The organism is Cellulophaga sp. Hel_I_12 (genome assembly GCF_000799565.1).
Taxonomy (GTDB): domain Bacteria; phylum Bacteroidota; class Bacteroidia; order Flavobacteriales; family Flavobacteriaceae; genus Cellulophaga.
In genome coordinates this window covers 696,322-721,511 of the sequence record NZ_JUHB01000001.1, presented here as the reverse complement: position 1 = coordinate 721,511, position 25,190 = coordinate 696,322, and the positions used below count along the sequence as shown (strand labels likewise).

Annotated in this window: 19 protein-coding genes and 1 pseudogene; 16 read left to right on the top strand and 4 right to left on the bottom strand. The window is 35.1% G+C overall.

Translation table 11 applies throughout. The features are described from left to right. The first annotated feature begins 306 nt into the window (after positions 1 to 306). Together GQ45_RS03355 and GQ45_RS03350 are read left to right on the top strand one after the other, a co-directional pair. Complete coding sequence (locus GQ45_RS03355) at positions 307 to 2,277, top strand: sensor histidine kinase (protein ID WP_047415100.1); 1,971 nt, start codon at positions 307 to 309, stop codon at positions 2,275 to 2,277. Between the two features lie 45 nt (positions 2,278 to 2,322). Next, complete coding sequence (locus tag GQ45_RS03350) at positions 2,323 to 3,003, top strand: metal-dependent hydrolase (RefSeq protein ID WP_047415099.1); 681 nt, start codon at positions 2,323 to 2,325, stop codon at positions 3,001 to 3,003. Positions 3,004 to 3,007: 4 nt separating this feature from the next. Here the strand turns inward: GQ45_RS03350 and GQ45_RS03345 are convergent, their stop codons facing one another. After that, positions 3,008 to 3,796, bottom strand: coding sequence for an SDR family oxidoreductase (locus GQ45_RS03345; RefSeq protein WP_047415097.1), 789 nt, complete (start codon positions 3,794 to 3,796; stop codon positions 3,008 to 3,010). 53 nt (positions 3,797 to 3,849) lie between these two features. Here GQ45_RS03345 and GQ45_RS03340 point away from each other — a divergent pair, with 53 nt between their 5' ends. The 5 genes from GQ45_RS03340 (at position 3,850) to GQ45_RS03320 (ending at position 8,916) form a co-directional block, all read left to right on the top strand. Further along, the gene (locus tag GQ45_RS03340; RefSeq protein WP_047415096.1) at positions 3,850 to 4,902 is read left to right on the top strand and encodes an o-succinylbenzoate synthase; all 1,053 of its coding nucleotides are present in this window, start codon (positions 3,850 to 3,852) and stop codon (positions 4,900 to 4,902) included. Further along, the gene (locus GQ45_RS03335) at positions 4,893 to 5,807 is read left to right on the top strand and encodes a CPBP family intramembrane glutamic endopeptidase (RefSeq protein WP_047415094.1); all 915 of its coding nucleotides are present in this window, start codon (positions 4,893 to 4,895) and stop codon (positions 5,805 to 5,807) included. Before GQ45_RS03340 ends, GQ45_RS03335 begins: the two co-directional genes overlap by 10 nt. An 8-nt stretch (positions 5,808 to 5,815) precedes the next feature. Then, the gene (locus GQ45_RS03330) at positions 5,816 to 6,889 is read left to right on the top strand and encodes an AMP-binding protein (protein WP_047415092.1); all 1,074 of its coding nucleotides are present in this window, start codon (positions 5,816 to 5,818) and stop codon (positions 6,887 to 6,889) included. Between the two features lie 91 nt (positions 6,890 to 6,980). Beyond that, positions 6,981 to 7,484 carry a TonB-dependent receptor gene (locus tag GQ45_RS03325; RefSeq protein WP_047415090.1) on the top strand — a complete coding sequence of 168 codons (504 nt, stop codon included), beginning with the start codon at positions 6,981 to 6,983 and terminating at the stop codon, positions 7,482 to 7,484. Between the two features lie 85 nt (positions 7,485 to 7,569). Next, on the top strand, positions 7,570 to 8,916 hold the full coding sequence (locus tag GQ45_RS03320) for a M24 family metallopeptidase (protein WP_047419976.1): 1,347 nt from the start codon (positions 7,570 to 7,572) through the stop codon (positions 8,914 to 8,916). A 266-nt stretch (positions 8,917 to 9,182) separates the two neighbouring features. Here GQ45_RS03320 and GQ45_RS03315 read toward each other — a convergent pair whose 3' ends face one another. Beyond that, positions 9,183 to 11,639, bottom strand: a complete 2,457-nt coding sequence (locus GQ45_RS03315; protein ID WP_047415087.1) for a M14 family metallopeptidase — start codon at positions 11,637 to 11,639, stop codon at positions 9,183 to 9,185. A 149-nt stretch (positions 11,640 to 11,788) separates the two neighbouring features. Between GQ45_RS03315 and bshC the strand changes: the two genes are divergently transcribed. Further along, complete coding sequence (gene bshC, locus GQ45_RS03310; protein ID WP_047415084.1) at positions 11,789 to 13,390, top strand: bacillithiol biosynthesis cysteine-adding enzyme BshC; 1,602 nt, start codon at positions 11,789 to 11,791, stop codon at positions 13,388 to 13,390. 219 nt (positions 13,391 to 13,609) lie between these two features. Next, positions 13,610 to 14,980 carry an aminotransferase class V-fold PLP-dependent enzyme gene (locus GQ45_RS03305; RefSeq protein ID WP_047415082.1) on the top strand — a complete coding sequence of 457 codons (1,371 nt, stop codon included), beginning with the start codon at positions 13,610 to 13,612 and terminating at the stop codon, positions 14,978 to 14,980. Here GQ45_RS03305 and GQ45_RS03300 read toward each other — a convergent pair. After that, positions 14,977 to 15,522 carry a pyridoxamine 5'-phosphate oxidase family protein gene (locus GQ45_RS03300; protein ID WP_047415081.1) on the bottom strand — a complete coding sequence of 182 codons (546 nt, stop codon included), beginning with the start codon at positions 15,520 to 15,522 and terminating at the stop codon, positions 14,977 to 14,979. The genes GQ45_RS03305 and GQ45_RS03300 overlap by 4 nt on opposite strands. 146 nt (positions 15,523 to 15,668) lie before the next feature. Here GQ45_RS03300 and guaA point away from each other — a divergent pair, with 146 nt between their 5' ends. From guaA to GQ45_RS03285, 3 genes are all read left to right on the top strand, one after another. Next, positions 15,669 to 17,201, top strand: coding sequence for a glutamine-hydrolyzing GMP synthase (gene guaA / locus GQ45_RS03295; protein WP_047415079.1), 1,533 nt, complete (start codon positions 15,669 to 15,671; stop codon positions 17,199 to 17,201). Positions 17,202 to 17,266: 65 nt separating this feature from the next. Next, positions 17,267 to 19,414 (top strand): LysM peptidoglycan-binding domain-containing protein, encoded by a 2,148-nt coding sequence (locus tag GQ45_RS03290; protein ID WP_047415077.1) that lies wholly within the window; start codon positions 17,267 to 17,269, stop codon positions 19,412 to 19,414. Between the two features lie 262 nt (positions 19,415 to 19,676). Beyond that, a complete protein-coding gene (locus GQ45_RS03285) occupies positions 19,677 to 20,201 on the top strand; it encodes a hypothetical protein (protein WP_047415075.1) in 525 nt (174 codons plus the stop codon). Between the two features lie 103 nt (positions 20,202 to 20,304). Here GQ45_RS03285 and GQ45_RS03280 read toward each other — a convergent pair whose 3' ends face one another. Beyond that, entirely contained in the window at positions 20,305 to 21,933 is a 1,629-nt protein-coding gene (locus tag GQ45_RS03280) for an acyl-CoA carboxylase subunit beta (protein WP_047419975.1), read from the bottom strand. 68 nt (positions 21,934 to 22,001) lie between these two features. Here GQ45_RS03280 and GQ45_RS18340 point away from each other — a divergent pair. The 4 genes and pseudogenes from GQ45_RS18340 to ettA all read left to right on the top strand — a co-directional run. Then, a pseudogene (locus GQ45_RS18340) lies at positions 22,002 to 22,355 on the top strand (Gfo/Idh/MocA family protein); the annotation flags it as partial. A gap of 6 nt (positions 22,356 to 22,361) precedes the next feature. Further along, complete coding sequence (locus GQ45_RS18335; protein WP_369798319.1) at positions 22,362 to 22,985, top strand: Gfo/Idh/MocA family protein; 624 nt, start codon at positions 22,362 to 22,364, stop codon at positions 22,983 to 22,985. Between the two features lie 85 nt (positions 22,986 to 23,070). After that, on the top strand, positions 23,071 to 23,247 hold the full coding sequence (locus tag GQ45_RS18110; RefSeq protein WP_197056908.1) for a CAL67264 family membrane protein: 177 nt from the start codon (positions 23,071 to 23,073) through the stop codon (positions 23,245 to 23,247). A gap of 221 nt (positions 23,248 to 23,468) precedes the next feature. Next, positions 23,469 to 25,160 (top strand): energy-dependent translational throttle protein EttA, encoded by a 1,692-nt coding sequence (gene ettA, locus GQ45_RS03265; protein ID WP_047415070.1) that lies wholly within the window; start codon positions 23,469 to 23,471, stop codon positions 25,158 to 25,160. The last annotated feature ends 30 nt before the right edge of the window (positions 25,161 to 25,190 follow it).

Here is a 25,190-nt window from a genome sequence, read left to right as displayed (position 1 = left end):
CCTTTTTCGTTGTAAACGAAAGTGTGTGAATCGCATATCCCGACGCAGGTCGGAACTTTTACGATAGTGTTTAAGAAAGCACCCTACCAATTTTGGTTAGGGTGCTTTTTTTTGATTTCACAAAAGAAAAGTAACCAGGTTTATTTAGGTTTTAATAAGTACACCACACAAATAATTATATTTACAACAATATTTTAATTTAACGCCTGTTATGGCTTATGTTTGATACCTTAGTTACAAGTTTTTCTTTTAAAAAGCTATTTTTGCTTAACGAATTGAAAAGGAAAAAAATAAACCAAAAATAAATTGAATAAATTGTTCAAAATAAAAGGGTATTACGTCTTCTTTATAAGCTTTCTAATAGTTTCTTTGGCCTATGGTCAAGATTCAATAGAGGAAGAAAATAATCCATACACCAGTTTTAAGAGTGAGACAACTTCTAAAGACAGGTTTGAGCTTTTTTTCAATACGCCCAACAGGTATAATCAAAATTCAGCCTTTGATTGGAAAAAAACTTTAGAGGAATATGCAGCAATTGCTGCTAAGAGTAAAGATTCTGCTTCTATTTTTGATTACAAAATAATGCAAAGTCAAGTTTTTTATGATCTTGGTGAATTTTCTAAAAGTGTTGATTGGTTAAATGATTTGTACAAATCAAGCAGTAAAATACCTTTAGAACGCAAAAAAATAATTTTAGAACTTTTAGACAAAAATTATTCTAAATTAAAATTATACATCAAACAAACAGAAATTCGAAAAGAAAAAAAAGAATTAGGGCTTGTTGAAAATATTACATTTTATGATATATATTCTAACTTAGGCATTCCTAAAAAGGCAATGGATGAGTATATTCAAGATGTGAGTAAAACTATCGACCCTAAAGACTACTTCCAGAATGCGGAATATAACAATAATATAGGTACTTATTTATGGTTAGATAATAAACAACCACCAGCAATCTTGAAATTTAAAGATGCACAATCCTTTATCAATTTATACATTAATGACGTGTTAAATGTAAAAACTGAAAATGATCTTGTGAAAGCTTATTTATTAAAAGGCCAAATTTTAGGTAATTTAGGAAGATGCTATGCAGATTTAAAAGATTTTGACAAGGCTATTCCAAATTTAAAATCGAGTATTGAGATGCTCAACGAATACCGTATGGGCGCCTATTCGCCAGAATTAATTGAAAACGCACTCTACTTGGCCGATTCTGAATTACAAACGAATAATTTAGAAGAAGCGCTGCTATTACTTGAAAAAGACTTTAGGTATTTTGAAGCCAGTCATATTTTAAAACGAAATAGATTATTTGCAGCCTATTATGATAAAAAACAAGACTTTGAGGCGGCGTCATTCTACTATAAAAAAAATATCCGTGTCAGAGACTCTATAGCTACAAAGGAAAAAGTAATAACAGGTCAGCAATTAGAAACTTTAGTTCAATCAGAATTAGAAAGCTCTAAAGCTGAACTAGAGGAATCTAGAGAAGATTTAGCTAAAAAGAGTAGTGAAATGGAGGCTTTAGATATAAAAATCACAGCCATCTTTATTTCATTAATATTTACGCTTCTAGGTTTTGCAGGTTTAGTATATGCGTATTTGCGTAGTATTAAAGCACAACGAATCATTGTAAAACAAAAGTATATTATTGAAGCTGCCTTGGTAGAAAAAGATTCTTTATTGAAAGAAATTCACCACCGGGTTAAGAATAATTTACAAATGGTGTCTAGTTTATTAAGTTTACAGACTAAAAATACCCGAAGTAAGGCAGCCATTGAAGCCTTAGAAGAAGGAAAAAGCAGGGTAAAAGCCATGGCATTGATTCATCAAAAATTATATCAAAATGATGATTTATCAGTGATCGAAATGCAGGGTTATATAGAAAGTCTGGTGAACAGCATTCAATCTGTCTACAAAAAAGGCGGTCATAAAATTAACATAACTATTGATGCTGAAAATGTAGAATTAGATATTGATAGAGCAATCCCTTTTGGATTAATTTTGAACGAACTTGTTTCAAATTCTTTTAAATACGGTTTTCCAGATGACGATGAAGATGGAAAAATTTATATTCACCTGCGCAAAAATAGTGATCAACAAGGCTTTTTTGAGTACACTGATAATGGTATTGGCCTCCCTGAAAATATGGAAGACCGAACCGATGCATCTATGGGTATTCGATTAATGAATCGCTTGGTCAACCAATTGCAATCTACCATGAATATTGATAAAGTATCGGAGGGTGTGCGTTTTTGGTTCAATTTCAAGTAAAAATTATGTTTTTGAATTAAAAACTGAATAGTAAAATATATTATCATGAAAATTACCTTTTTAGGGCATGCTACCTTATTCATAAAAACCACCAAAGCTTTAATACTGGTTGATCCATTTATTTCAGGCAACGACCTAGCAAAAAATAAGATAAATATTGCTGATATTAAACCCGATTTTATTTTGCTTACACATGCCCATCAAGACCATGTTTTAGATGTTGAAGCTATTGCTCAACAATCAAATGCTACCATTGTAAGTAATTATGAAATTACTACCTACTACGAAAAGAAGGGATTTAAAGTGCACCCCATGAACCATGGAGGAAATTGGAACTTTAACTTTGGAAGTCTTAAATATGTCAATGCGATTCATACCTCGTCTTTCGCTGATGGCACTTATGGCGGGCAACCAGGAGGATTTATTTTATCTGCTGATGATAAAAATGTATATATCGCTGGGGATACTGCCTTGACTTACGATATGCAACTGATCCCAATGACCTTTACCTTAGACTTAGCTATTTTGCCGATTGGCGATAATTTTACCATGGGTGTAGACGATGCCATAATCGCGTCTGATTTTGTAGGCTGTGATGTTGTTTTAGGCTATCATTTTGATACTTTCGGATATATAAAAATAGATCATACACAGGCCAAACAAAAATTTGAAGAAGCGGATAAAAAGCTTTATCTATTGGATGTTGGAAAGTCGATTATTTTGTAGCTTACTATCTTACCGTACTTCTTAAAACCATTCGATGTAGAAGCTTTGGAAAAAAACGTTTGAGGTAAACTCCAAAAACTTCTTTTTGACCAATATACACTTCAAACTTTTGATTTTCAATCGCCTTTTTCATTTTTTGAGCAAAAACAGCTACAGGTAAACCATTTTCGGTAGCCTTATCTTCACTTTTTTGCGCACTACCATCCGCTGTTAAGGCATTTTTTGCAACATTGGTCTGTACAAATCCAGGACAAATTAAAGTTACTTTTAATCCGTCTTTCTCGTGCTCCATGCGCAGGGCATCAAAAAAACCGTGCAATGCATGTTTAGCACCACAATACCCAGAACGGTAAGGAGAAGCAAATTTCCCCATTAAACTTGTCACCGTAACAAATTGTCCTTTTTGCTGTTGTATAAAATAGGGTAGCACTAATTTTGTCAAGGCTACAGTACCTAAATAATTAACTTCCATTAGTTTTTGATACACTTCAAATTCAGTAGCGACAATTAAAGAACGTTGGCTGACACCGGCATTATTAATTAAGATATCAATAGTTCCGAAAGCTTTAAAAGCTTGAGAGGCTTTTTCAGGTAATGCTTTAAAATCACTTACATCTAAAGGCAAAATATGACAGTTTTCAGGAAATTTGCAAGTATTTTTCACCTTTTCTAAAGCGGCTATATTCCTTGCAGATATAATAATAGTATCTTCATTTTTATTAAATAAATAAGCTAAGGCTTCTCCAATTCCAGAGGATGCTCCAGTAATCCAAATTACTTTTTTTGACTTCATGCGTTTTGATGCTTTTTAAGAGCTAAAATATAGCTAAATTTGGGCTACAAATTATGAAAGCATCTTATAAAAAATATATTCTTGACTTTAAAAGAGCTAGTGGTACTTCCCGTGGCATTTTAAAACAAAAAGAAACCTGGTTTATTATACTAGAAAATAATTCTAAATTTGGAATAGGTGAATGTGGCATTTTACGTGGATTGAGCGTAGATGATGTTCCAAATTATGAAGCAAAATTGCAATGGACTTGTGCTAATATACATTTAGGAAAAGAGGTGCTTTGGCAAAAGTTAATCGAATTCCCGAGTATTCAATTTGGTGTAGAACAAGCATTTTTATCCCTAGAAGCCGAACATCCTTTTGATTTATTTCCATCAAAATTTACAAGAAACCAAGCACCGATTCTTATAAACGGACTGATTTGGATGGGTGATGAAGGTTTTATGCTGGAGCAAATTGAACACAAACTAGCAGATGGTTTTTCGTGTATTAAAATGAAAATTGGAGCGATTGATTTTAAATCAGAACTGAAACTGTTAGCTTCCATAAGAAAACAATACTCTAAAGACCAAATTGAACTGAGAGTTGATGCCAATGGGGCCTTTAGCCCTGAAAATGCATTAACAAAACTAAAGCAGTTGTCGGAGTACGATTTGCATTCTATTGAACAACCCATAAAACCAGGTAATTTTGCAGCGATGAAATTATTATGCGAAAGCACACCATTACCTATTGCACTGGACGAAGAATTAATTGGGGTTTTTGACTATACTAAAAAGTTAGCCTTATTACAAACGATACAACCCCAATACATTATTTTAAAACCAAGTTTTGTGGGAGGTTTTAAAGGAAGTCAAGAATGGATAGCGCTTGCGGAAAAAAATAATATTGGTTGGTGGATTACCAGCGCCTTAGAAAGTAATGTTGGTTTAAATGCCATCGCGCAATGGACCTATACTTTAGACTCAAAATTACCTCAAGGCTTAGGAACAGGTAGCTTGTTTAGCAATAATTTTGATAGTCCCTTGACCGTAGAGAAAGGAACCATTTTATATAAAAAAGATAAAAATTGGCCAATGAATTTAATAACTGAGGTATGTATATAGAACAAGGATATAAGAGTAGTGCTGGATTGTGGAAGTATTGGATTTTACCAGTGGGGTTTATACTTTTTATTGTCATGAACTATTTAGCAACCATAGCATCTCCTATAAGCGTTGAAGATAGTATGCAACAACTTATAGCGCAATTAGGGACCACTACGGTATTTGTGATGGTTTTATTTCCCTTAATTTTGGGGCTGTTTGTGGTTTTAGGGTGGACCAAATTAGTACACGAACAGTCCATTAGGTCTCTTACGACTTCTAGAAAAAAAATTGATTGGAAACGAATTTTTTTCGCTTTTGGATTATGGGGGCTAGTTACCATTGTATTAACAGGCATAGATATTTACCTACAACCTGAGGATTTTGTTTTTAACTTTAAACCAATGCCTTTTTTTATCTTGCTCGTAGTAGGTGCATTATTGATACCCCTACAAACAAGTTTTGAAGAGTATTTATTTCGAGGGCATATGATGCAGGGCATAGGTTTAATGGCTAAAAATAAATGGGTGCCGCTTGTCATAACTTCGGTATTATTCGGTGTGATGCACATTGCAAATCCAGAAGTCACCAAATTAGGATATGGTATTATGGTATATTATATCGGTACCGGTTTTTTCCTTGGAATTATTACCTTAATGGATGAAGGCTTAGAATTAGCCTTAGGTTTTCATGCCGGGAATAATTTAATTGGTGCTTTACTGTTAACAGCAGATTGGACGGCTTTTCAAACCGATTCCCTTTATAAAGATATTTCACAACCTACATTGGGTTGGGATGTTCTAATTCCTGTTTTAGTCGTGTATCCTATTTTGTTATTAATTTTTGCTAAAATTTACAAATGGACTAATTGGAAGGAAAAACTTACAGGTAAAATATTGAATAAAGAAGAATTTTTAAACCTTTAAACCAAACTATGATCACATCAAAAAATATCCATCTGGCCTTTAAACTCAACGGAATTTCATTTTCTTTTGATGATTTAAAAGAAGTTGCCTACAGTTTAATAAAGGAAGGTGAAGATTTTGAAGTAGCCATCGGTAATTTTTTAATAGATTGGATAGATGACTCTGATGTTATTGAAGTATCGACATCTGGATCAACAGGTGTTCCACAAAAAATAAAATTAAAAAAACAGCATATGGTCAATTCTGCCATGGCTACAGGAGAATATTTTGGTTTAAAACCAACAAACACGGCTTTATTATGCTTGCCAGCAACCTATATAGCAGGTAAAATGATGCTGGTTAGGGCGATGGTTTTAGGCTTGCATTTAGAGTGTGTACAGCCTAATTCAAATCCGGTTCAAAAAATAAAGGCAGTATATGATTTTGGAGCAATGATTCCCTTACAATTAGAGAATTCTTTGTCAAAAATGAAGCATTTTAGAACCCTGATCATAGGTGGTTCACCGCTTTCAAATAGGTTGATATCACAAATTCAAACCAAAAAAACAATGGTCTATGAAACCTATGGTATGACGGAAACGATCAGCCATATTGCAGTAAAAAAGGTAAACCATGCGATAAAAAAAACTACTTATTTTGAAGCTTTACCGAATATAAAATTAAAAATTGATGACCGAAACTGCTTGGTAATTCATGCTCCAGAAATTGCAGAGAAAGAAGTCATCACCAATGACGTAGTGAATTTAATTTCTGCTTCCCAATTCGAATGGTTGGGAAGGTTTGATAGTATAATTAATTCTGGCGGCGTAAAACTAAATCCTGAAACCATAGAAGCGAAACTCAATGAAGTTTTAAAACAATCGTTTTTTGTTGCGGGGATTCCTGATCCGGTACTAGGTGAAAAATTAGTTTTAATTCTTGAAGGTAGCGTTGATGTGCTAGCCATACAAACAACAGTAGCGCAATTAAAAAGTCTCACTAAGTTCGAAATACCAAAAGAAATCTTCTGCTTAGAAAAATTTATACGAACTGAAAACGGTAAATTACAGCGTACTAAAACCTTAAGCTTGGCGCTAAAGTAAACTTTACTCAGCAGAACGGTTGGTTCCCTAATTCCTTATTTTGAAATACCTGTTTGTCTTTTAGTTTTACATCGAACATAAAACTAAAAACATGAAACATTTATTTTTGGCATTATTGATTGTAACCGCTTTCTCCTGTACAGCTCAAAAAGTAATTAAAAAAAAAGTAGAAATAGTCCCTGCTTTAATAGACATCAACGAAGACCTTAAACCTAAAGATTTAGGGTCGTTAACTGGTTCTTGTAATGCGCCTATTGAAATAATTTCGTGTTGCTTTCAGGGGAAAATAATTACGTCTAGAAACCTTCCATTTAAAATTTACGATGTACCAACCGCTAATTTAAATCTTCCTCAAGATTTTTATAATCGTATCATTAGTCACGTTCCAGGCGTACAAATAAGGAATACTGATTCAGGTTTAAATAAAACACCAACAATTACGATGCGTGGCGATAGGCATACCATTTATGTCATAGACGGAATTAGGTACTACGATGCCAGCATTTTAAATGCCATAAACCTTAATGATATTGAAAGCATCAAAGTAGGCACCGATGTCGCAGCAAGTAATTATTTACTTTTTAGTAACAATTGAGTTTTTTTGCCTTAGATTAAAATATGCAGTCAGTACTTTTTTGTTAGAAGTTATTTTGTATTTTCAAGTTCGAAATACAACTTCAATGAAAAAAATACTTTTTACCATTAGCTTTTTGTGCACTTTAGGGGCCTTAGGCCAGCATATTTTACCAGAAGAACAACGTGCCACCCTTGTTGATGAACTACTTTCTGAACGATTTAACCAGCTATTACCGAATTTAATGGATGAAACCGGTATTGACATGTGGATCGTCATCTCAAGAGAATACAACGAAGATCCCGTATTGAGAACCATGCTTCCAGCCACATGGTTGAATGCACGGCGTAGAACTATACTGCTATTTTATCGCGATAAAGGCAAAAATACTATTGAAAAATTAGCGGTGGCAAGGTATAATGTAGGTGAGAATATTGTTTCTGCGTGGGATAAAGAAAAACAACCTGACCAATGGAAGCGCTTAATAGCATTGATAGAAGAGCGAAATCCTATTAAAATTGGACTCAACTATTCCAAAGACCACAATATTGCCGACGGGTTAGACAAGACCGATTACGATGAATTTTTAGATTATCTTCCAAAAAAACATCATGCTAAAGTAGTCTCTGCAGAACAGTTGGCAGTACGATGGATTGAAACGCGAACACCAAGAGAAATGGTTATTTACAATCAACTGGTAACTATTACCCATGAGATCATTGCCGAGGCTTTTTCGGAAAAAGTGATTACCCCTGGAATAACCACAACCACTGAAGTAGAGTGGTGGATGCGCCAAAAAGTAACAGATTTAGGTCTAGAAACCTGGTTTCACCCCACCGTGGATGTACAACGAAGTAGTGAAGCACTGGTAAGTCATTTATATTCTTTTTCCGGCCGACCTGATGATATGGTAATTTTACCTGGAGATTTAGTGCATTGCGATTTCGGAATAAGCTATTTACGCTTAAACACCGATTGCCAAGAGTTGGCTTATGTTTTAAAGCCCAATGAAAAAGAAGCGCCAAAGTTTTTAGTAGAAGGCTTAAAAGCAGGTAATAAAGTTCAAGATTTTCTAACCCAAAATATGATTACTGGTAAAACGGGAAATGAAATTCTTGCCAAAGCACTTAAGGAGGCAAGAACGGCGGGATTGAGACCTTCTATTTATACGCATCCCCTTGGTTCTTATGGTCATTCTGCAGGCACTACGATTGGCATGTGGGATTCTCAGGATGGGGTTATGAAAGACGATGGCGAAAACTATCCCTTACGTCAAAATACCGTATATGCCATTGAACTAAATACCACTATCACCGTTCCTGAATGGAATAGAGATATACGAATCATGCTTGAAGAAGCAGGTTTTTACGGTGAAAACGGTTTTAGGTTTGTCAACGGCCGCCAAACAGAATTACTGTTGATTCCAAGAGTAAAAAGTCAACTTGGAAATTAAGCGATATTTTAAATTAGTAAATTTTTATTTCAGAGGATCTATTTTTATTATTGACAAAGCTGATAGTTACCATTATAGGTCCTTATCAGCTTTGTCAATAGCATACGATATGTGATGGTTAAAAGAAGTATAGCACAATGCTACAAAGGTTTTTCACCGTGAAAATTTTGGTCAAAGCAAAACAATTCTAGATTGTTCAGTTTTTAATGACATCTGGGTATAAAATCACAAGGCGTTGCTCAAATCAGGTCAATTTTATAGCGCTCTTAATTCACCATAAACAAGGCGTTGACAAAGAACAATTTACCATTTTCCCAGAAACCTCTAAATAAAGGATTATCCACCATGTACACTACTTGGCCACGACCATAATTTTCAACACCAAAAACCATGGTTTCTGCTATTTGTTTTTTGGCTTCACTACCCGCAAAACCAGCTACTGGAGTTGTATTTTTCTCAAGATAAGCAACAGTTCCATCTTTTAAATAATCAAAGCTGTCACTTCCTAGTTTTAAGGTAAAATAGCTGTCGCTATAGCCATATGCTAATGGGTTAGTAGGGTCAACTTTTGTTTTAAAAATAGCCCCTGTAATCAAGTTTTTAATGCCCTCACGTTCAGACTCATCATAGGTTTGTAGGGCTACTGTCTTGGTGGTATCTTTTTTAACTTCTTTGGTTTTCACCGCAAAACCATCTTTCCCTTCTAAGCCATTGATAGCGCCGCCCATGGCAATTAATTTACCGCCATCTTTTACCCATTTTTTTAGTTCCTTTTGCTTATCGCTATTTAAGAAACTACCATACCAACCGTCAGGTAGTACTAAAACATCATACCCTTCTAAGTCTGTGGCATATAATTTTGAGTCGTGCAGAACCGTTACAGGATACTGCAATTGTTGCTCAAAAAAGTGCCAAATTTCGCCAAATTGTAATGTACTTGTTGGTGCTCCAGACAGTACAGCTACTTTAGGCTTCTTTATCATGCTTACACTACTAGATCCAAAATCATTGCCTTTATCCACAAATCCAGTTGAGGTGGGGGTTAAGGCTGTTTGGTTTTTTAGTGCAATACGTTCTAGAGTGCTAGTAAAATCTTTTTTATTTCTATTGTCAGATTTAGTAATTATTAAACTTCCTCTTCCGTATTTTTTTCCATCTAAAGAAAAGGGCTTTTGGGTAAAACGAACTTTGATACCTTCCTTTAATAAATCTGCTAAAAAACGAGCATCCTGCATGCTATTCCAATCCGACAAATACGCATAAGTGTCTTCTGAAATACTGCTTTTTGGATTTACATTAGTTCTATTATTAATAGTAGAATTTACTTTTGTTTCAGAGGCTATAGCTTCTAATCCGTAGGCATAAGGTAAAGACCAGGCCGTAATGTCATAGGTTAATGAATCGCTTAATTTGGCATTGGGTTCAAATAAAACATGCGCTAAAGTACCTTTGGTTTGGTCTGTTGAAATAACTAATGATTGTTCATTTGTTTTCAAATTTTTTATTTTACCCGAGCTGTATTCAAATCCTTTTATGCTTGCGTTGGTGGCATAACCATACTCGATTTGATGTAAATCTAGAAGTTTAGTTAAAGCATTTAATTTATTAGGATGCCCATTTAAAATAAAGCTTTTGTATTTGTGATTTTTATCGGTATAGAATTTCTTGAACTCGTCATTTAGCTTTTGGGCATTTCCGGCGGCTACTTCAACCGTAGAAACCCCAGTAGTAAAGTGGTGTGCAATTCTATCTTTTAAGGTCAAGGTATCACCTATACGGGTTAAAACCCCTAGGCCTGCTCGTCCACTACCACCTTGCTCGTAGGTCATTCCAATGGCACCATTGTACAAAGGATAGGTGTCGCCATAACTGGGGTAAAAAAGGTCAAAAACTTCTTTAGTAAAATAAAACCACCCATTTTTATCAAAATATTTGGCGTGGTTTTTACCAATGGTTACTTGAAAATCGCGCTGAAAGTTTGTAATAACTTCATGATAAGGTTCTGCCGCTGGGGCAAAATAATACGGAGCATCTACACCTTGTTCATGAAAATCTACATGTACATGAGGAAGCCACGTGTTATAGACTTTTAAGCGTTGTTGACTCTCTACTTGCGTTAGCCATGCCCAGTCTCGATTTAAATCGAACATATAATGGTTAGCGCGCCCACTTAACCAACCTTCGTTATGTTCTTTACTATTAGGGTCAACATTGTAGGGTGTATTTTTATTTTCATTATACCAATTTACATACCTATCACGGCCATCAGGATTTATACATGGGTCAATAATAACCACAGTATTCTCTAATAAGCTTTTACGATTGGTTAAAAGTTCATAAATAGTTTGCATAGAGGCTTCAGTGCTCACACTTTCATTACCATGCACATTATAGCTCAACCAAACTATAGCCTTATCTGGACTACCCTGGCCTACGGTATTTTTTAGATGTTCTGTTCGGATATTTTCTAGATTTTTGATGTTTTCCGCTGTAGAAACGTAAGCAAGTAGTAAAGGTCTTCTTTCGTTGGTTTTACCATATTCAACCAATTGCACTTGATCAGGAAGTGTGGCGGCTAAATATTTGTAATAATCAACCACTTCGTGATGTCTAGAGAATGCTGAACCTAATTCATATCCTAAAAATTCAGAAGGAGATTTAATACTTTGTGCAATGCTAAAGGTGTAGGAAAGGAAACCTACAAGAAGTAAAATTTTTTTCATTCGTTTTTGTATTTCTAAAACATAAAACTAATCATAAATAATCAAATTGAATATGGCTATCTTTGTTTTTATTTAAATTAAGAACCTAATGTAATTTTACACACGGATAAAATTCAAGCATTTTATCTTTATAAGAATAAAATTTATCTATGAAACTTGATGGAATCCCATTTAAACAAACTGGTTATTTTTCTAAAATAATCTGTGATTATTTAGAAGAAAAAACAGCGCTAACTCCTTTTTTTAATAGATTTCCCAAAAAGGAAAATTTTGAAGCACAAATAAAAGAAAAGGGTGCCAATTTCTCCCAAAAGCATAGAGTTGTTCTGGCAGATGCACTAGAAAATCAAAACGCCAAATTAGCATTAAGTGATGCTACTCAAATAAATATACGCGCCCTTCGAGATGAAAAAACCTTCACTATAGTGACAGGGCATCAGTTGAATTTATTTACGGGGCCATTGTATTTTTTATTCAAGATTATCTCTACGATTAACCTTTCTAAAGAATTAAAAAAAACATATCCAAATTACAATTTTGTCCCCATTTATTGGATGGCAACGGAGGATCATGATTTCGAGGAAATCAATTATTTTAATCTTCATGGCAAAAAAATACAATGGAATAAAGCGGCCTCGGGGGGTGTTGGTCGATTAGCTACAACCGGTCTTGAAGAAGTTTTTGAAAATTTATCTGCTGAATTGGGCACGAGTAACAATGCAACTTATTTAAAAAATTTATTTTCAGAGGCTTATTTAAAAAATGATAATTTAACAGATGCTACCCGTTATTTAGCAAATACCTTATTTTCTGAATACGGATTAGTGATTGTTGATGGCGATGATGCCGCATTAAAACAACTATTAATTCCTTTTATTACATCGGACCTTTTTGAGAATACTTCTTTTTCTGAAGTCTCAAAAACGATAAAAAATCTAAACGACATTTCTGAGGATTATAAAATTCAGGTAAACCCAAGAGAAATCAATTACTTTTATTTAATTGATGGAGTTCGGGAGCGAATTATTGAAAAAAGTGGAGTTTTCTATATAAACGATACAAAAATAAGTTTTACCAAAGAGGCTATTTTATCGGAAATAAATAGTCATCCTGAGCGTTTTTCTCCAAATGTGGTTACTAGGCCATTGTATCAGGAAGTTATTTTACCTAATCTGTGCTATATTGGAGGCGGTGGAGAGCTAGCCTATTGGTTAGAGCTTAAAGGGTATTTTAAGGCCGTAAATGTTACTTTTCCAATGTTGCTATTACGTAACTCAGCACTTTTAATCACCGAAAAACAACAAGATAAATTAACGAAATTAGGGCTTTCAACCGCTCATATATTTCTGAAACAAAATGCATTAATCAATAAAAAAATACGTGAAATTTCGAATATTGATATAGACTTTAGCTCTCAAAAAGAACAGTTAAAAAATCAGTTTAGTGCCTTATTTGACCTGGCAGAACAAACCGATAAGTCGTTCTTGGGAGCGGTAAAAGCTCAAGAAGTAAAGCAAATGAAAGGGCTAGATCATTTGGAAAAGCGATTGCTAAAAGCGCAAAAGCGTAAGTTAAAAGATCATGTTATCCGAATTACCTCAATTCAAAATGAACTTTTTCCAAATCGATCTTTACAGGAACGCCAAACTAATTTTTCTGAATTTTATTTGGAGTACGGTGATGCCTTACTTCCTGAATTAAGTACACATTTAAAACCTTTGTCACAGGACTATATAATCATAGTTTTTTAGAATATATTATATCTGTTTTTTCATTGCGATACTTGAGACTAGCTGTACATAAGTATTTGGTGTTATTTTCCTTAAAGGCACATTATTTTTTGAACTGCAGAGTTCAGATCCTAAAATCACGCTAGTTTTTTTGGATGTTCTATAAGTGTATTTCTAAAGAATAAGTTTTGGTGTAGCAGTGAATTAATGGCTTTTATGCCATACTAAATTGAATAAAATATGCACAATATTGATATAGAACTAGTAGAAATGACCTTAGATGTCATGAAATACGCGATCAATCGTATTACGAATACAGCTCCTGAATTAGGAAAACCCAAAAAAGAAGAAGAGCTAAAAGCGTTGGTGGGTGAAACAATAACTGCCCAAGGTATTGGTGGAGAAAAAGCTTTTCAGTTGTTCCGAGATGTATTGGTAAAAGCCACAGTGCCTATCGATCATCCAAGGCATTTGGCATTTGTACCGGCCTCACCAACTCGGGCAGCCATTATGTTCGATTTGGTTACTTCAGCATCAAGTATTCACGGCGCGTATTGGATGGAAGGAGCAGGTGGAATTTTCTGTGAAAATGAAGCCATGCGATGGCTGGTATCCTTAACAGGAATGCCCAGTAAATCTTTTGGCGTTTTTACGAGTGGTGGAACAGCGGCAAACTTATCTGCGATGGTTGCTGCACGTGAATTTTGGCGTTTAAAACCTGAAAACCAACATAAGAAAGGAATTATTTTAACTTCTATCGGGGCACACTCATCGGTTAAAGCTATGGCAAAAGTGATGGATGCGGAAGTACTTTTAGTACCCACTGAAGATAGCTTACATGCCATAGATATCGAAAAAACATTAAATGCTTTATCACAAGATGAAAAAAATAGAATCTTTGGAATTGTAGCTACGGCGGGCACTACCAATGCGGGTATCATTGATGATTTAGAGGGCATAGGAACTCTTTGCAAAACTCATAATTTTTGGTTTCATGTAGACGCGGCTTATGGCGGTGCTGCTTTAGTGGCCGATTCTGTGCGTCATTTATTCAATGGTATAGAAAAAGCAGACAGTATTACCATAGATCCGCATAAATGGTTATTTTCTCCTTATGATTGCGGTGCTGTTTTATATAGAGATCCTGAGCTAGCAAAAGCGGCGCATTCTCAAGAAGGTTCTTATTTAGATATTTTTAAAGATGAAGGTGCTCAAGGTTTTAACCCTGCAGATTATCAAATACAATTAACTAGAAGACTTCGAGGCATGCCACTTTGGTTTTCTTTAGCCATGCACGGAATAGATAAATACAAGTGGGCGGTTGAACAGGGTATTTCTTTAGCAAATTTAGCAGGTAAATTAATAGAAAAAGCACCTCAAGTTGAATTGGTCCGTGAGCCTAGTTTGTCTTGTGTACTTTTTAGGCGAATAGGGTGGTCTCCTGATGATTATAGAAATTGGACCTACGATAATCACGAAAAAGGTTTTGCGTTAGTAACCCCTACAAAATGGAAACAAGGAGATGCTTATGAGACTGTAGCTCGTTTTTGTTTTATCAATCCAGATACCACAGAAAAGGATATTTCAGATATTTTAGCCACCATGGTTTAAGGGACTAAAAATATACCCTTCCAGTTTTGATGGCTTAAAGAATACCGAATGCGAAGGTGTTTATCTGTATTTAATTTTAGGTATTCAATTTTTTTTGGCTCAATGGCAATCATACAAAAATGGTGAGATTCATTGATATATTCAATGGTTTCAGTTCCCGTGATTTCTGTGCCAGGAGCTTTTGAAGTTATATAATCTTTTTTTGACCTTTCGCTAACCTTAGCCCAGTGCTCTTGCAATATGTCAGGATTTTTTATCAGACTTGCTATACCCTCTATTTTTAATTGAATGCTTTTTTCTGGGTCATAAAAAAGCAAGCTCACCTTATTGTTCTCTTGAATGTGCGTTACTTTTTTAGATCGCTTATCCGTATAAAAAGTTACCGTCAAATCTTTCGAAATATCGCGTACAACAATAGTTCTTAATCGGGCCATGTGGTCTAAGCCCACCGTGCCTAAAGTAGCTAGCTTATAAGGATGATTTTTTCTATTGAGACTTATTTTAAATTCGTTTTTGATCGTATCAAATATTTTTTCAGTCATAGAATTTTGTATTTAAGATTCAAAAAAATATTCATAAATCATCCTTGGGGTTAAATAAATGAGGCGAAACCAGCGGTAGTTGAAATATTTGTATAAATATAATCAAAAGAAGCTTTTCAAAAAATTTCAATTTACTATTTTTGCGGATGCAAAATAACGTCCTGATTTTAGATTTTGGTTCTCAATACACACAACTTATCGCTAGAAGAGTTCGAGAGCTTAATATTTTTTGTGAAATAAAACCGTACAATCACCTTCCTGAGGACCTTTCTGAATACAAGGCTGTAATTCTTTCTGGATCTCCATTTTCAGTAAGGGCGGCAGACGCTCCACATCCTGATTTATCAGAAATTCAAGGTAAAAAACCATTGTTAGCTGTTTGTTATGGAGCGCAATATTTAGCGCATTTTCAAGGTGGTAATGTGGCCCCCTCCGAAACAAGAGAATACGGTCGAGCAAAACTATCGTTTGTAAAACCTAATGAAGCCTTTTTTGAAAAAATTAGTGAGGGGAGTCAGGTTTGGATGAGTCATTCTGATACTATTAAAGTGTTACCAACCCGTGCGGTAAAGTTAGCAAGTACACATGACGTAGAGAATGCAGCCTTTAAAATTCAAGGAGAAGAAACCTATGCCATTCAATTTCATCCTGAAGTATACCATTCTACCGATGGGAAACAATTACTAGAAAATTTTCTTGTAAATATTGCAGGAGTAGCTCAAACTTGGACGCCAGATTCCTTTGTAGAAACTACGGTCGCCCAATTAAAAGAAAAAATAGGAACAGATAAAGTTATTTTGGGCTTATCTGGTGGTGTTGATTCTTCGGTTGCAGCCATGTTATTGCATAGAGCCATTGGGAAAAACTTACATTGTATTTTTGTCAATAATGGCTTATTGCGAAAAGATGAATACCCTAGTGTTCTAAAACAATACGAAGGAATGGGACTAAATGTTAAAGGAGTAGACGCTTCGGCACGTTTTTTGGATGCCTTGTTAGGAGAAAGCGATCCAGAAAAAAAACGTAAAACTATTGGCCGGGTTTTTATCGAAGTTTTTGATGATGAATCGCATTTGGTGGAAGACGCAAAATGGCTAGCACAAGGTACTATTTATCCTGACGTTATCGAATCGGTTTCCGCAACTGGTGGACCTTCAGCGACGATTAAAAGTCACCATAATGTTGGTGGTTTGCCCGATTTTATGAAATTGAGTATTGTTGAGCCCTTACGCATGCTTTTTAAAGACGAGGTACGCAGGGTTGGTGCAAGTATGGGAATTGACCCCTTATTATTGGGTAGGCACCCATTTCCAGGACCAGGTTTAGCGATAAGAATTCTAGGAGATATTACCAGAGAAAAAGTAGCGATCCTACAAGAAGTAGATGCTATATTTATTAATGGATTAAAAGAAGCTGGGCTTTATGATAAAGTTTGGCAGGCCGGAGCAATGCTTTTACCCGTAAATAGTGTAGGTGTTATGGGTGATGAAAGAACTTATGAAAAATGTGTAGCTTTGCGAGCTGTGGAAAGTACCGATGGTATGACCGCGGATTGGGTAAATTTACCCTATGAGTTTTTACAAAAAACGTCTAACGATATCATCAATAAAGTTCGAGGCGTAAATAGAGTGGTGTATGATATAAGTTCAAAACCTCCTGCAACGATTGAATGGGAATAATTTTTTTGGTTCTAGCTGCGTTAGATAAACTTGGACTGTAAAGTATTAAATATAGATAGATTAAAATGAAAAAAGTATTTGTGAAGTTTTATATCGTAAGCCTAGTACTGCTACTCTTTAGTTTTTCAGCTTTTGCTCAAAAATTTACGACGCACCCTGTGAAAAAAGGGGAAACAATTCAAAGTATTGCGAAACAATATAAGGTAAGTCCCGAGAGTATTTTAAACTTAAATAAAGAGGTTAAAAATGCAAACGAATTAAAACTGAATACTATTTTGGTGATTAATTTAGAGGCAAAAGTCACTTCTGACAATGATGCTAAACCAAGGGAGACTGCAAACAACACGGTAACTGTAATAACGCAGGAAGAGCCTATTGGTTTTGTTTCTTATGAAGTTAAGCGGAGAGATAATTTATTTAGAATATCGGAGCGTTTTAAAGTAAGTCAAGATGCTATTAAACGGTATAACAAAGAATTATATGCCACACAGCTCAAAAAAGGAATGACCTTAAAAATTCCTAAGTTTAGAAAAATAGAGGTGAAAGAAACTACTGTTGATGAAACTCTTTTTGAAGAATATACCGTACAACCAAAAGAAAATAGATTCTCTATTGCGAGCAGGTATGGAATTTCTATAGATAGTCTTTTAGTGTTAAATCCAGATTTATCCAAAGACAATACCTATTTGGCGGCAGGTCAAAAGCTACGATTACCGATCCTCGCCGGAAGTACCACGGAAAATCAAACCTCACAATTATTTATGTCGTACACTGTTCCCCCAAAAAAAGGTTTTTTGGCTTTGGAGCGTGAATTTGGCGTTACAGAGAACGAAATAAAAATGGTAAACCCTGAACTTAATGAACGCGGACTTCAGGAAGGAATGGTGATTAGAATTCCTCAAAAAACAGCAAATAAAGAGGCTGTCAATACAGAGAACTTCAACTTTTATGAAGTAAAGCCTGGCGAAGCCGAATATTCGCTCACAAGAAAATTGGGATTAAGTTACCGAGAGTTACTTTCTTTAAATCCGGAACTACAATCGGGATTAAAAGCAGGCATGATTTTAAAAATTCCAAAAGCCAATGAAGGGAATTTTGTGGTTAAAAATTCTTTGATTATTGAAAATATAGATCTAATAAGTAAAATGAACACGGCGTTTAAGCCAAATTTAGTAATTATGCTTCCTTTTCGCTTAGACCTGATCAATGTAAATAATTCAGAAGCTGCAAAAGACTCTCTTAAAGGCAGAAGAGATGCCAACTGGAGCTTGGCGCTGTACAGTGGGGCCTTAGTAGCCTTAGATTCTATAAAAAAATTAGGACTTTCAGTGAATGTCTCCGTTTTTGATACGGAAAGAAACATGAACAGAACTAAAGAATTATTATTAAAGTCCGAATTAAAAAATGCGCATGCTATTATTGGCCCTTTAGATCCAGAATCTTTAAAAGAAGTAGCTGTGCGGGTATTACCTTTTCAAGTTCCACTTATTGCTCCTATCCATACCAAAAGTGATATTAGCCTTTCAAATGTTTTTTATGCGGTTCCTTCAGAGGACAATTTAAGGGAACAGTTACTGTCTTTTGTTAAAGAAAAAAGAGTTGCAGAAAATATTGTGGTTATTGCTGATGATGCACATGAAGTAACGAAAAAGCTTTTACTAAAAGAATTTCCAAAGGCAAAAGCATTAAATTTAGTAGAGAAATTTGCCATGAAAGATAAAATTTTAGCCTTACTATCTTCGACAGAAGAGAACTGGGTTTTCTTAGAGACTGATCAATTTAGTACGGTAAATAGTGTAATTTCTGTTTTAAATGCTTCACGAACCGATAAGATTAAAATACGACTTTTTACGACCAATAAGAACAAAGCTTATGACGATGAAAAAATAAATCATTCTCATTTATCAAACTTAGCTTTCACCTATCCAACGATTGAGGGAGAAGATAAAAATGACGCCTTTGAACGCGCTTATATGAAAATGAATAATGGTAAATCACCAGATAAATATGCTCATAAAGGCTTTGACATTACCATGGACGTTCTTTTAAAATTAGCCTATAAAAACAATTTGTTCGAAGCTTCTAAAAATATAGGAGAAACGCGCTATAGCAATACAAAATACAATTACGTACAAAAGGAATCTCAAGGCTATTACAACACAGGAGCCTATATCATGATGTATGATAATATGTGGATAAAAGAAGCAAAATAGCATAGACCATGCTAGGTTGTGAAAACTTGACCTCAAGGGGCAAAAGTATTTCTACGACTTGAAAAGCAAGTTTAGTGATGATACACTGGTAGGGTATAGGCGTTTGAGTTCAGTTTTTTGTTTAGGCTAAAGCGGATGAATAGCGGTTTGGCTTAGGGAATGCAAAAGCTCTAGGTTTACGTATAAATTTTAAGATAATGCCGCTTACCCAATACCAAGGCTCTATACCTTTAAATCAGTTAACAAAAAATAATTCATTTTCTTGGAATTTCTAAAAGCCATCTTAGTCACATTATTTGTTTTTTTGATTTCTAACGAAATTCAAGAAGAAACAATCCTATGGGAAAAGCACAAGCGACTCACTTGGTCAGATTTTAAAGGAAAACCTCAAAACAATAGGGCAGCAGCGGTAACGGCCAGTGGATTAACCTATCGGGTTTCAACGACTAAAGAAAATAATAAAGTAGTGGCTATTGATTTTGAAGTAAACTCTTTTTTTTACCCCCAAAAGTCATGGTATCGATCAGCCATATGTGACCATGTAATTTTAAATCACGAACAGTTGCATTTTGATATTACAGCAGTATATGCTGAAAAACTTAGAGAGCGTTTGGCCAAAGCTAATTATACCAACAATGCACAAGCAGAGATGAAAGCCATTTACCATCAAGTAAATAGGGAGTTAAATGACTTTCAAAACTTGTATGATACCGAAACCAATTTCTCAAGAAATAGAGAGCAGCAGCTGCGTTGGAATAAAAAAATTGAAGCTATTTTGAAGGATTAGCTTCTCCATTGCTACTAATTTTTATAGTTATGATAAGCTTAAAAAGCTAATCTCCTAAATATTTAAAACAAACTAAGACCCTTTTCATGTAAGCTATGCTGCCTTAAACCTGAATCACTCCTAAATTAAACGGTTTTTCAATAGGTGCGTGATTCGCTGCTGTGATGCCCATCGAAATCCATTTTCTAGTATCTAAGGGATCTATAACGGCATCGGTCCATAATCGTGACGCTGCATAATAAGGTGAAACTTGATTGTCGTAACGGTTTTTAATCTTATTAAATAATTCGGCTTCTTTTTCAGGAGTTATTTTTTCACCTTTTTTCTCGAGGGAAGCTTTTTCTATTTGTAATAATACTTTAGCCGCTGAGTTTCCACTCATTACTGCCAATTCTGCACTAGGCCAAGCGACAATTAAACGGGGGTCATAAGCTTTGCCACACATAGCGTAATTGCCTGCTCCATAACTGTTTCCGATGACAATAGTGAACTTTGGAACGACAGAGTTACTTACGGCATTCACCATTTTTGCACCATCTTTAATAATGCCACCATGTTCGCTTTTACTACCCACCATAAAACCAGTTACATCTTGTAAAAATACGAGTGGAATTTTCTTTTGATTGCAATTGGCAATAAATCGAGTGGCTTTATCGGCTGAATCAGAATAAATTACGCCACCAAATTGCATTTCACCAGCGGTGGTTTTTACTACTTTTCTATGATTGGCGACAATACCCACCGCCCAACCATCAATTCGAGCGTAACCAGTTAAAATAGTCTTTCCATAACCTTCTTTATATTGGTCAAATTCAGAATTATCTACCAAACGTTTGATGATTTCAAGCATATCATACTGGTCGCTTCTCGATTTTGGTAAAATTCCGTAAATATCTTCTTGATTTTCCTTTGGTTTTTTAGCTTCAACACGGTTGTAACCCGCTTTGTCAAAATCTCCTATTTTATCAATGATATTTTTAATAGTATTCAAGGCATCGGCATCATCTTTAGCTTTATAATCGGTAACACCGCTTATTTCACAATGGGTTGTAGCACCGCCTAAAGTTTCATTATCAATACTTTCTCCAATGGCTGCTTTTACCAAATAACTTCCTGCTAAAAAAATGCTACCTGTTTTATCCACAATTAAAGCTTCATCACTCATGATGGGTAAATACGCGCCACCAGCCACACAACTTCCCATAACTGCAGAAATTTGAGTAATTCCCATACTGCTCATAATAGCATTGTTTCTAAAAATACGTCCAAAATGCTCTTTATCGGGAAAGATTTCATCCTGTAAGGGCAGGTAAACGCCAGCACTATCGACCAAATAAATGATAGGTAGTTTGTTTTCTATGGCAATTTCTTGTGCTCTTAGATTTTTTTTAGCGGTAATAGGAAACCAAGCTCCAGCTTTTACTGTTGCATCATTGGCTACAATAATACATTGTTTTCCTTGAACAAATCCTATTTTTACAATAACTCCTCCAGAAGGGCAGCCGCCATGTTCGCTGTACATTCCGTCGCCCACAAAAGCACCAATTTCAATGGCATCAGCGCCATCATCCAAAAGATAATCAATACGTTCTCTTGCTGTTAATTTTCCTTGCTTATGTTGCTTTTCAATTCTGCTTTTTCCTCCTCCTAAACTTACTGTAGCCAGTCTTTTTTTTAAGTCAGATAAAAGTAATTTATTGTGATCTTCGTTTTTGTTAAAGTTAATGTCCATATATGCTTTAGTTTCTTTTTTGGAAGCATAAAGATAAGGATTAACTTTGTGTAAATTCAAATGTTAATAGGATGCATAAAGTAAAATGGGGAATTTTAGGATTAGGAAGTATAGCGCATCATTTTGTAAAAGATTTGCTTTTAAATGCGGATGCTAATTTAATAGCAGTAGCATCAAGAAATACTGAAAAGGCAAAAGTCTTCTCAGAGCAATATCAATCTAAATACTATTTTGGGTCTTATAAAGATTTAATTCATTGTCCCGAAGTTGATGTTATTTATATTGCCACGCCTCATTCGTTTCATGCTGAAATTGCCATTGAGGCCATGACCCATGGTAAACATGTACTTTGTGAAAAACCAATGGGTATCAATCGTATGGAGGTCCAAAAAATGATTAAAACGGCTAAAGAAAATAACGTTTTTTTAATGGAAGCCTTATGGAGTAGGTTTAACCCGGCTATTCAGAAAGTAAAACAACTACTAGATAGCGGTCGCATTGGAACTATAAAATACCTTCATGCTGATTTTGCTTTTCCGGCTTTACACAGAGAAGAAACGAATCGACTTTTAAACCCTGATTTGGCAGGTGGATCTTTGTTGGATATTGGAATTTATCCTGTTTTCTTATCCTATTTGATTTTGGGAAAGCCTAGTCAAATACAAGCATCTTCTAAATTTTTTAAAACTGGAATAGAAATGCAAACGAGTATCTTGTTTGATTATCCTGAGGCACAAGCGCTGCTGTATAGCGGGTTAAATTCTAAATCGAAAATAAAAGCTGAAATATCAGGTACTAAAGGGAGTATTTTTTTTGACCCTAGTTGGCATGAAGCGCAAGGCTATACTTTAGAACTGAACGATACTTCGGAACGCTTTAATTTACCAACCAAAGGAAGAGGTTATTATTATGAAATAGAAGAAGTACACCATTGTTTGAGAAACGACCAACTAGAAAGTAAACTTTGGAGTCATCAAAACAGTTTAGATGTAATAGGTTTATTGGATGAAATTAGAGGAATAACAGGAGTTATTTTTCCGTTTGAGAAATAATTTTGTTTTTTTGAGAGCGCTAAATTCTATTAAATTACCGATATTTGATGTTACCAATTGATTAAATAACTATTAAATTATGGGAATGAATAAAAATACGGTGTTGGCGTGGGCTACTTGGATAATGATTTTTGTAGGATTCTCTTTAATAGCCCTTGGGGCATTTAGGTATTATGAGGTAGCAGGATACGGATTTGCCGCTGTTGGTGTAGGCTTTTTAGCAGTCGCATGGGTTTTTAACGCGCTAAAGGGTAGAGTTTAACTAACTTAAATCTGAAGTTAAAAAAAAGAAAGATCAACTACATGTTGATAAAACCAGTTGAGGATAAATTGTTTCATACAAAGGAGTAAGACGCATAGTAAAATTTGTCTGCTAAGCACTTAAATTTTAGTTTATTTTAAACTCGAAAGCTCACTTTAAATTTTTTATTCAACACCTAAGCCTAAAAAATAGTACTTAAAATTTAAAATTAATAACTAAAAATGTCTGACGATAAAAAAGTAATTTTCTCCATGTCTGGAGTTACAAAAACATATAAAACGGCAAATACGCCCGTTCTTAAAAATATTTACTTAAGCTTTTTCTATGGTGCTAAAATTGGTATTCTAGGTTTAAATGGATCTGGAAAATCTACCTTATTAAAAATCATTGCTGGTGTTGACAAAAATTTCCAAGGTGATGTAGTTTTTTCTCCAGGATATAAAGTAGGTTATTTAGAGCAAGAACCTTTATTAGATGAAAGTAAAACGGTACTAGAAATCGTTAAAGAAGGTGTTGCTGATACAGTTGCCATTCTTGAGGAATACAACAAGATTAACGACATGTTTGGTTTAGAAGAAGTTTATTCTGATGCCGATAAGATGGATAAGTTGATGGCCCGCCAAGCAGAACTCCAAGATCAAATAGATGCTTCAAACGCTTGGGAATTAGATACGAAACTGGAAATAGCCATGGATGCGTTGAGAACTCCCGATGGCGATGCACCTATAAAGAATTTATCGGGTGGAGAGCGTCGTCGTGTAGCCTTATGCAGATTATTATTACAAGAACCTGAAATTTTATTGTTAGATGAACCTACCAACCACTTGGATGCAGAATCGGTACATTGGTTAGAGCATCATTTAGCGGAATACAAAGGAACTGTCATTGCCGTGACCCACGATAGATACTTTTTAGACAATGTAGCCGGTTGGATTTTAGAGTTAGATAGGGGAGAAGGCATTCCTTGGAAAGGAAACTACTCTAGCTGGTTAGATCAAAAGTCTAAGCGTATGGCTGAAGAAAGCAAAACAGCTTCTAAACGTCAAAAAACATTAGAGCGTGAGTTAGAATGGGTACGCCAAGGAGCGAAAGGCCGACAAACAAAGCAAAAAGCACGTTTGAATAACTATGACAAGTTAATGAGTCAAGATCAAAAGCAACTTGACGAAAAGCTAGAGATTTATATTCCTAACGGTCCACGATTAGGAACAAATGTTATTGAAGCTATTGGTGTAAGCAAAGCCTATGGTGATAAATTGTTGTATGAAAACTTGAACTTTAAATTACCACAGGCTGGTATTGTGGGTGTTATTGGTCCAAACGGAGCTGGTAAAACTACCATTTTCAGAATGATTATGGGCGAAGAAAAAGCGGATAAGGGCGAATTTATTGTTGGAGATACTGCTAAAATAGCGTACGTAGACCAGAGTCACTCGAACATAGACCCAGAAAAAACAATTTGGCAAAATTTCAGTAATGAACAGGAACTGGTAATGATGGGGGGGAAACAAGTAAATTCTCGTGCATACCTAAGTCGATTTAATTTCTCAGGGAGTGAACAAAATAAAAAGGTAAGTGCCCTATCTGGTGGTGAACGTAACCGCTTGCATTTGGCTATGACATTAAAAGAAGAAGGTAACGTTTTGCTATTAGATGAACCTACGAACGATTTAGATGTAAATACCTTACGGGCCTTAGAGGAAGGTTTAGAAAATTTTGCCGGCTGTGCAGTGGTGATATCTCACGACCGTTGGTTTTTAGACAGAATTTGCACCCACATCCTTGCTTTTGAGGGGAATAGTGAAGTTTATTTCTTTGAAGGTGGATTCTCGGAGTACGAAGAAAACAAGAAAAAACGCTTAGGTGGTGATTTAATGCCAAAACGTATTAAATATAAGAAGTTGATTAGATAGGTAAAATTAATTTCTTTAACAATAAAAAAA